This is a genomic window from Streptomyces sp. NRRL S-495, assembly GCF_000966955.1.
Lineage (GTDB): Bacteria > Actinomycetota > Actinomycetes > Streptomycetales > Streptomycetaceae > Kitasatospora > Kitasatospora purpeofusca.
The window spans coordinates 1-7,984 of record NZ_JZWY01000646.1 but is presented as its reverse complement, the minus strand read 5'-3'; the positions used below and the strand labels follow the sequence as shown (position 1 = coordinate 7,984).

Annotated in this window: 8 protein-coding genes; 4 read left to right on the top strand and 4 right to left on the bottom strand. The window is 76.0% G+C overall.

Translation table 11 applies throughout. The annotated features are described in order from the left end of the window. The 3 genes from VR45_RS29720 to VR45_RS29710 form a co-directional block, all read left to right on the top strand. A partial coding sequence (locus VR45_RS29720; RefSeq protein ID WP_045942954.1) for an NmrA family transcriptional regulator occupies positions 1 to 687 on the top strand: 687 nt, incomplete at its 5' end. Between the two features lie 124 nt (positions 688 to 811). Then, entirely contained in the window at positions 812 to 1,372 is a 561-nt protein-coding gene (locus VR45_RS29715) for an anthrone oxygenase family protein (protein WP_078896944.1), read from the top strand. Positions 1,373 to 1,497: 125 nt separating this feature from the next. Continuing rightward, entirely contained in the window at positions 1,498 to 2,583 is a 1,086-nt protein-coding gene (locus tag VR45_RS29710) for an AraC family transcriptional regulator (protein WP_063772563.1), read from the top strand. A gap of 50 nt (positions 2,584 to 2,633) precedes the next feature. Here VR45_RS29710 and VR45_RS29705 read toward each other — a convergent pair whose 3' ends face one another. From VR45_RS29705 to VR45_RS48035, 4 genes are all read right to left on the bottom strand, one after another. Further along, the gene (locus VR45_RS29705; protein ID WP_234326302.1) at positions 2,634 to 3,197 is read right to left on the bottom strand and encodes a DUF1772 domain-containing protein; all 564 of its coding nucleotides are present in this window, start codon (positions 3,195 to 3,197) and stop codon (positions 2,634 to 2,636) included. A gap of 111 nt (positions 3,198 to 3,308) precedes the next feature. Continuing rightward, a complete protein-coding gene (locus tag VR45_RS29700) occupies positions 3,309 to 3,929 on the bottom strand; it encodes a histone deacetylase (protein WP_234326304.1) in 621 nt (206 codons plus the stop codon). A 327-nt stretch (positions 3,930 to 4,256) separates the two neighbouring features. Then, positions 4,257 to 5,201 carry an NUDIX hydrolase gene (locus tag VR45_RS48040; protein ID WP_199926026.1) on the bottom strand — a complete coding sequence of 315 codons (945 nt, stop codon included), beginning with the start codon at positions 5,199 to 5,201 and terminating at the stop codon, positions 4,257 to 4,259. 416 nt (positions 5,202 to 5,617) lie between these two features. Next, positions 5,618 to 6,016, bottom strand: a complete 399-nt coding sequence (locus VR45_RS48035) for an SH3 domain-containing protein (RefSeq protein WP_045942953.1) — start codon at positions 6,014 to 6,016, stop codon at positions 5,618 to 5,620. 260 nt (positions 6,017 to 6,276) lie between these two features. On the opposite strand from VR45_RS48035, the gene VR45_RS29685 reads away from it, so the two are divergent. Further along, positions 6,277 to 7,984: serine/threonine-protein kinase (locus VR45_RS29685; protein WP_045942955.1), on the top strand; the 1,708-nt coding region annotated here is incomplete at its 3' end.

Here is a 7,984-nt window from a genome sequence, read left to right as displayed (position 1 = left end):
TGGGCGGACGACACCACCTGGGACGCCGCGCTGGACGGCGTCGACGCCGCCTACCTCGCCTACTACCCCGACCTCGCCTTCCCCGGCGCCGTGGAGACCGTCGGCGCCTTCGCCCAGCGGGCCGCCAAGGCGGGCGTCGGCCGCCTGGTCCTGCTCTCGGGGCGCGGCGAGGAGGCGGCGCAGGCCGCCGAGGCGGCGGTCGCCGAGGCCGGCACCGGCTGGACCGTGGTCCGCTGCGCCTGGTTCGACCAGAACTTCTCCGAGAGCTTCTTCCTGGAGCCGGTGCTCGCCGGGGAACTGGCGCTGCCGACCGGGGTCGCCGTCGAGCCGTTCGTCGACGTCGACGACATCGCGGACGTCGCCGCGGCGGCGCTCACCGAGGACGGCCACGACGGCGAGGTCTACGAGCTGACCGGCCCGCGCCTGCTGTCCTTCGCGGACGTGGCCGCCGAACTGACGGCGGCGACCGGGCGCGAGATCCGGTTCACGGCGGTCTCCCTGGAGGAGTACCGCGCGGTACTGGCCACCGTCGGCCTGCCGGGCGAGTTCGCCGACCTGTTCTCGATGGTCCTGGACGGCCGCAACGCCCATCTGGCGGACGGCGTCCGGCGCGCGCTCGGGCGTCCGCCGCGCGACTTCGCGGACTACGCGCGGGCGGCCGCGGCGTCCGGTGCCTGGAACGTCTGAACCTCCCGCTCGCCCCGCTTCCGCAGGTCCGGGGATCCGCCCGCCGCGCCGCGATCCCCGGACCGCCCTCCGCTCCTCTGCCCCTCCACACCTTTGACAGCCTCCACACCTTCCGGAGCCCGCCATGTCCGCCGCCCTCGGTGCCGCCCCCGTCCGTGACCTCGCCGCCGCGGCCACCACCGCCTCCCGCGCCGTCGGCCCGGTGCTGGCCACCGCCACCGCTGCGACCGGCCTGATGGCCGGCCTCTTCTTCGCCTTCGACGTCGCCGTCATGCCCGGCCTCGCCGCCGGCGACGACCGTACCTTCGTGACCGCGATGCAGCACATCAACGCCTCCATCCTCAACCCGGTCTTCGGGGCCGTCTTCGTCGGCGCCCTCGCGGTGCCCGCCGTCGGCACCTGGCTGCTGCACCGCTCCGGGCAGCGTGCCGCCACCCTCTGGACGGCGGTGGCGACCCTGCTCTACCTCGCCGCCCTCGTGCTCACCTCCGCCGTCAACGTCCCGCTCAACGACCGGCTCGCCGCGGCCGGCGACCCCGCCGCCGTCACCGACCTGGCCGCCGTGCGCGCCGCGTTCGAGCCGACCTGGACGACGTCCAACATCGCCCGCACGGTGCTCTGCACGGCCGCCGCCGTCGCCCTCACCCGCGCGCTGCTGCTGCACCGCCGCCCGGGGGCCCGTTGACCGGGGGCTTGTTGACCGGCAGCGTGTGGACGACCGCCTGCCGGCCGCTGACCGCCCGTCACCCGTGCCCGGTCCGGCCGACGTCACCGCCGCCCGCCGCACCGCCGCGTCTAGGCTGTCCCCTCATGGACACCCTGACCGGGCTGCTCGACGGCCCCAAGGCCCGTGGCGCGTTCCTGCTGCGCTCCGTCCTCAGCACGCCCTGGGCCCTGCGGATCGAGGACCGCGCGCCGCTGTCGCTGATCACCATGCTGGACGGCGCGGCCTGGATCCTGCCCGACGGGGCGGAGCCGGTCCTGGTGCGGCCGGGGGACCTCGCCCTGCTGCGCGGGCCGGAGGCGTACACGGTCGCGGACCACCCGCGGAGCGAGCCGGACATCCTGATCGGCCCCGGGCAGATCTGCTCCCGGGACGGCGCCAGCGTCGCCACCTCGATGGCGCTGGGCGTGCGGACCTGGGGCGAGACCCGGCCGGACGACGAGCGTCCCTCGGTCATGCTGTCCGGCACCTACCTGGCGGAGCACGAGATCGGCCGCCGGCTGCTGGGCCACCTGCCGACACTGCTGGTGCGGCCCGCCGGGGTGGACACCACCGTGGACACCCTGGTCCAGCTGCTCGCCACCGAGGTCACCCGGGCCGAGCCGGGTCAGGAAGTGGTGCTGGACCGGCTGCTGGACCTGCTGGTGGTCGGGGTGCTGCGGAGCTGGCTCGCCGCCCCGGACGGCGAGGCGCCCGGCTGGCTGCGCGCCCAGGCGGACGAGGTGGTGGGCCCGGCGCTGCGGCTGCTGCACGACGATCCGGCCCGGCCGTGGACGGTGGCGGCGCTCGCCACCGAGGTCGGGGTCTCCCGGGCGGGGCTGGCCCGGCGGTTCACCGCGCTGGTCGGCGAGCCGCCGATGGCGTACCTGGCGAACTGGCGGCTGGCGGTGGCGGCGGACCTGCTGCGCGACCCGGGGCTGACCGTCGCGGCGGTGGCCCGCCGGGTCGGGTACGGCGACGCGTTCGCGCTGAGCACCGCGTTCAAGCGGGTGCGCGGGCTCACCCCGCAGGAGCACCGCCGGCTGGCGGCCTCCGCCGAGGCGGGCGACCTGCTGGGCGGCGTGCCGGGTGAAGCGGCGGACCACGCGACGGGCGGCATCGCGGCCGAGCAGTCGTCGACGGCGGCGCCGTCGGCAGGGGTCCCGACCACGGTGGTGCTGGCGGCCGGTTGAACGAGCGGCGGTGCGGCGCGGGTGCGTCGCCGCACCCGCGCCGACCCGGCTCAGCTCGGCCGGAGGTGGCAGTGCAGCACCAGCGCCCAGCAGAGGAAGCCGAGCGCTGCCGTGGACAGCAGCGCCCGCGCCGCGTTCCACCGCGCCCACCTGGCGCGGAACGACCCGCACATCCGCACCGGCTGCCCGGCCCGACCCAGTTGGGCGGTCAGGCTCAACTCCCGGGCCCGGCCGAGTTCTCCGGCCTGCTGCGCCAGTGCCTGGTTCAGCGGGAGGTTCACCATCCTGGTCAGCACCAGGGAAGCGGTGTAGCAGACCAGCGCGCCGACGGCCGCCGGCAGTACCCGGCGGCCGTCGCTCGGCAGGTGCAGCACGACCGCCACGCTCGTGAACACCAGCGCCCCGACGAATCCCACCAGGAACCACCCGTTGAGGATCGCCACGTTGAGCCGCTGCATCACCTGGGCGACCATGAAGTCCCCGGTGCTGCCGAGCCCCGGTGTCACCGAGCAGGCGTACGTGTAGAACAGTCCGGCGGTCAGTCCGGTGGTGACCGTCGCCGCCACCAGTGCGAAGACCCGCATCGCCTCCATGTCGTCCTTGCCCCCGTTCATTCGCCCGGCACCGCCCGGTTGGAGCGGCCCCGCGTGCCGATCATCCGTCATCGAACTGCCGTTTGCCCACCTAATTGGCGGATACACACCCGATGATGACGGATGGTCATGTCAATCGCGGCCGGATCCCGTCGCGGAGGCGGATCCTCCGGTGCGCGGGGCGAGCGCGGCGTACAGGGACTTGACGCTCCAGTGGCCGGCCGCGCCCGGCCGGGTGGTCAGATAGACGGTCGCCCGGCGCGCGGACCAGCCGTGCGCCTCGACCAGTCCGGCGGCGATGGTGCGCAGGTAGCGGGCGCGCGGGGCGTTCAGTTCGGCCTCGGCGAGCGTCCACGGGGCGGTGAAGGTCAGCACCGGGAGGCCGTCCAGGGTGCCGAGGCAGACCAGGGTCTGGTAGCGGCCCGGCCCCTGCCGGTCGCGGCCGGTCCGCAGCACGGTTCCCAGGTCGAGGTCCGCGCCCGGCCCGCCGCCCATCTCCTGGGCGGCGATGTCGCTGAACTGCCCGGCCGTCAGCAGATGGGCGCGGGCGGGCACGGTGCCGGGTCCGTGCGGGTCGTAGAACGCCATGCCGCCGCCCCAGACCCGCGACTCCAGGGCGAAGTAGAGACTTCCGGGCAGTCGAACGGGCACCGACCGCCGCGGCGGCCGACCGTCCCGGCAGCCGGGGTACTCCCGGGCACCGTCGGCCGGCCGCCCGCCGCCCAAGTAGCAGGCGAGCCGCTCGGTGTGCATGTTCGAACCGTAGGCGGCGTACCAGACCGGATCGTCCTGGCTCGGGGCGGCCGCGGCGGTCACCGGGTCGACGGGCCATTGGATCGGCAGGATCGGTCCGTTCGGTCGGATTGATCGGATCGGTCGGATCGGCAGGGAGTCCTCCACGGCCGGTGACGCTACCCGCCCTTGGGCGCGCTACTCGTGGCGCACACTTTCGAGTGGACCGGGCATGGCGGCCCGGCGCCGGGGGGTAGGCCACCGGCATGACGACCTGTGGCGTCCGCCCACTCGGGCCCGCGGCCGGTGCGGGGGACGGCCGTCACCGGCACCGGCAGGGCCGTCGGCTCAGCCGGCGGCCGGTTCCGGGCCCGTGGTCGGCCCCGGGGCGGGTCGGGTGCCGGCGACGGCGCGGCCGGAGGCGCGGGCGGCCAGGGCCTGCCGGGCCCGGTCCGCGCGGTCGGCGCCGGCCGCGGCGTCCAACTCCCCGCCGTAGGGCTGGAACCACGCCCAGTCGGTGATCTCCCCGTCCGGGCAGCCGAGTCGGACGGTCTCGGGGTCGGCGGTGCCGAAGTCGTGGAAGAACTGGACGATCGGGTGGTCCGCCCCCGGCTCGGGGTGCCGCCAGAACACCGCCAGCAGCGGTCCGGCCGGCCGGTCGAGCCCGGTCTCCTCGCGCAGCTCGCGGGCCGCCCCGGTCGGCGAGTCCTCGTGGGTGTCGAGCACACCCCCGGGGAAGTTCCAAGTCCCGGCCCGCGGCCGCCGGTCCGGTTCCCGGACCCGGGGCTTGACCATCAGCAGCCGCCCGTCCGGGGCGGTCACCACGGCGGCCGTGCACAGCCACGAGCGCGGGGTGGTGGCCAGCCACTGGCTGCGCGGCAGATGCGGCCGCGCGGGGCCGTGGGCACGCAGGAACCGCACCGTCTCGGGGGTGACGCCCGGCAGGTTGTCCGTGAAGAACCAGGCATGCGTGCTGTGCCGGGGGAGCGTGAGCCGGTCCAGTGCGCCGGGTACGTGCGCCGACAGCGCGTACACATGCCGCAGCGCCGACTCCGTGGCGTCCTCGAACACCCCGACCGGGCGCCCCGCCGCCCCGGCCACCCCACAGCTCTCGGCCAGCGCCCGGACGGCGCCCCGCGCCGGGTCCTCGCCCGGGCGCACGGCGGCGGACGGCAGCTCCCAGCGGCCGTCCGGGCGGCGCAGCAGCAGGACCCGGCCGAGCGGGTCGGCCACGAGCGCACCGGCGACCGGGACGGGGACGGCGACGGGGACGGAGACGGAGGTAGCGGGCACGTCGGGAACGGATGCGCCGACGACGGACGGGTCCGCGCCGGGAGCCCCGGTCGGCGGGAGGGGACGGGACGAACGGTGCACCTGGAGGTCTCCTTGGGCGAGGGGGATCAACGGGGCAGGGGCGGGAGGACCGGACCGGGCGTCAGGGGGCGCCCTCCGGCCGCCGCCCGGGTCCGAGGGCCGGCCGGAGGAACCCGCCCACCGGTCCGCCACCTCCGGCCGGTCTTTCCGCTCCGCTTCCGCCCACGTCCATTCGGTCGCCTCCGTCCGTCCACGGTGCCTGCCTGGCCGCGCCGGGTGTTCCCGGCGGCCCCTACCCGCCGCCGTCCGGTGCGGAACGCCCGCCGCCGGACCCGTCCCCGGATCCCGGGGTTCGCCCCCTTCCCACCGTTCACGCCGCTCACCGGTCACGCGCCTCACCGTTCCCCGCCCGGCGGGCGAGTCGGGCACACCGCGGCGGGGTGCCCCGGCGGGGCCGGGTGGCCCAGCAGCGACCAGAGCACCCACCCCGTCAGCCCGGTGCGCACCACGACGACCCGGCTCCAGCGCGTCCCGAGCGCGGAGATCCAGGTGTCGACGATCTCCACCCGCTCCCCGCAGTGGGCGAGGCCCAGCACCGCGCCGTCGACCGAATGCTCGCGCCGCACATTGGCGGCGTTCACCGTGACCACCCAACCGCGCGGAGCGTTCTGCGGCGGCGGTCCGGCGTGCCGCTCCGGCGGCGGAGGGTGGTCGGTCCCGGCGGCCATCGCCGGGAGGACGAGGATCAGAAGGGAGAGCGCGGTCCAGCTGACCCTTCCGAGGTGTGCAGGCATACCGGGCACAACGAGCCGATCCGGTGGCGGCCGACCGTGCATGCCCACGGCCACCCGGAAGGCTGCTCCGGCTCGCTCGGGCGGGTGCAATCACCACCCCGGCCGTGCCCTCCGGAGGCCCGCCCCGTCCCGATGTCCCGCCATGCCTCCGGCTCGGGTCCGGCTCGGGCCCGGATCGGACAAGGACCGGGCGTCCACGGACTGTTCGGCCGCCCCGGTCGGTCGGCCCGCCCCGGACGCGGGCCCCTACGATGGCGGCCATGAACACTGGGGGGCCGGAGACACGGCTCATCGACAACCGCTTCGAACTGCTGGAACGCCTCGGTGGCGGCGGCATGGGACTGGTCTGGCGGGCCCGTGACACCATGCTGCACCGCGAGGTCGCACTCAAGGAGGTCCGCCCGCCGGACCCGGCGATGGCCGCGGCCAACCCCGAGGCGGCCCACGAGTTGCGCGAGCGGGTCCTGCGCGAGGCCCGTGCGCTCGCCCGCCTCCAGCACCCGCACGTCGCGGTGATCCACCACATCGTCGACACCCCCGACCACCCCCACCCCTGGCTGGTCATGGAGTTGGTGAGCGGCGGCAGCCTCGCCGACCGGATCGCCCGCGGCCCGCTCACCGTCCCGGAGGCCGCCCGGATCGGCCGTGGGGTGCTCTCCGCGCTGCGCGCCGCCCACGCGGCCGGCATCCAGCACCGCGACGTCAAGCCCGGCAACGTGCTGCTGCGCGCCGACGGCACGCCCGTCCTCACGGACTTCGGCATCGCCGCGATGCAGGACGCCAACACCGCGCTCACCGCCACCGGCGCGCTGATCGGCTCGCCCGAGTACATCGCCCCGGAGCGGATACGCGGCGAGGAGGGCAACCCGTCCTCCGACCTGTGGTCGCTCGGCATGCTCCTGTACGTCGCCGTCGAGGGCCACCACCCGCTGCGCCGCGGCACCACGTTGGCCACCCTCGCGGCCGTCCTGGACGAGCCGTTGCCGCCGCCGACCCGTTCGGGTCCGCTGGGGCCGGTGCTGGCCGCCGTACTGGCCCGCAATCCGGCGGTGCGGCCGGACGCCGCGCAGCTCGACCAGGCGCTCGCCGCCGCCGAGGCGAGCGCCGGCGCCGGCGGGGCGGGGCAGCCGTCCTGGCAGCCCACCTTCCTGGACTCCGCCCGCCCGCCGGTGGGCCCGGAGCCCACCGCGGCCTTCGGTACGCCGAACCCCGCCTTCGGCACCCCGAATCCTGCTTTCGACGCCCCGCAGACCGGCTACGGCGCTCCGCCCGCCGGTTACGCGACCCCGAACCCCGCCTACGGAAGCGAACCCGCCACCGACGGAGGGCACTTCGGCGGCACCGGCACCCAGTACCTGGGCGCCACCGGCCCCGCCGAGCCCCCGCCGCGGCCCGCCCGCCGCCGCACCGGTGCCACCATGACCCTCGCCGTCGCGGGCGTCGCCCTGACGAGCGTGCTCGTCTGGACGCTCCGGCCGGACGGCAACGGTTCGAGCGGCACCGGCGGCACCGGCTCTGCCCCCAAGGGAACGAACGCGCCCGCCGACCCGGGCGGCCCCCCGGCCTCGCCCGGAACGGCCGCGCCCACCGCCCCGGACACGACCGCCTCCGCCGCCCCCACGGCGAAGCCCTCGCCGAGCGCGCCGAAGACCACCGCGCCGGCCAAGGACCTGCTCACCCCGGACGGCGTGCGCACCGTCGTCGCCGCGATCACCGCGCAGAGCGGCACCACCAAGGTCAAGCGGCTCTCCGTCTACCCGGAGTACGCGAGCGCCCAGGTCCCCACGGCCGACGGCCGCGGCTACGACTGGTACGACTACCGCAACGGCAATGTCGCCAAGCGCGTCGGTGGGTCGATGGGCAATGACAAGCCGGTCGACCTCGCGCAGTACGACTGGGACACCGTCCCGGCCCTGCTGAAGAAGGCCAACGAGACCCTCAACGTCAAGAACCCGACCAGCCGTTACC

Coding starts and splice junctions, on each gene's coding strand:
- VR45_RS29710 (WP_063772563.1), top strand. CDS start 1,498: ATGGACACCCTGACCGGGCTGCTCGACGGCCCCAAGGCCCGTGGCGCG.
- VR45_RS29715 (WP_078896944.1), top strand. CDS start 812: ATGTCCGCCGCCCTCGGTGCCGCCCCCGTCCGTGACCTCGCCGCCGCG.
- VR45_RS29700 (WP_234326304.1), bottom strand. CDS start 3,929: ATGCACACCGAGCGGCTCGCCTGCTACTTGGGCGGCGGGCGGCCGGCC.
- VR45_RS48035 (WP_045942953.1), bottom strand. CDS start 6,016: ATGCCTGCACACCTCGGAAGGGTCAGCTGGACCGCGCTCTCCCTTCTG.
- VR45_RS29705 (WP_234326302.1), bottom strand. CDS start 3,197: ATGAACGGGGGCAAGGACGACATGGAGGCGATGCGGGTCTTCGCACTG.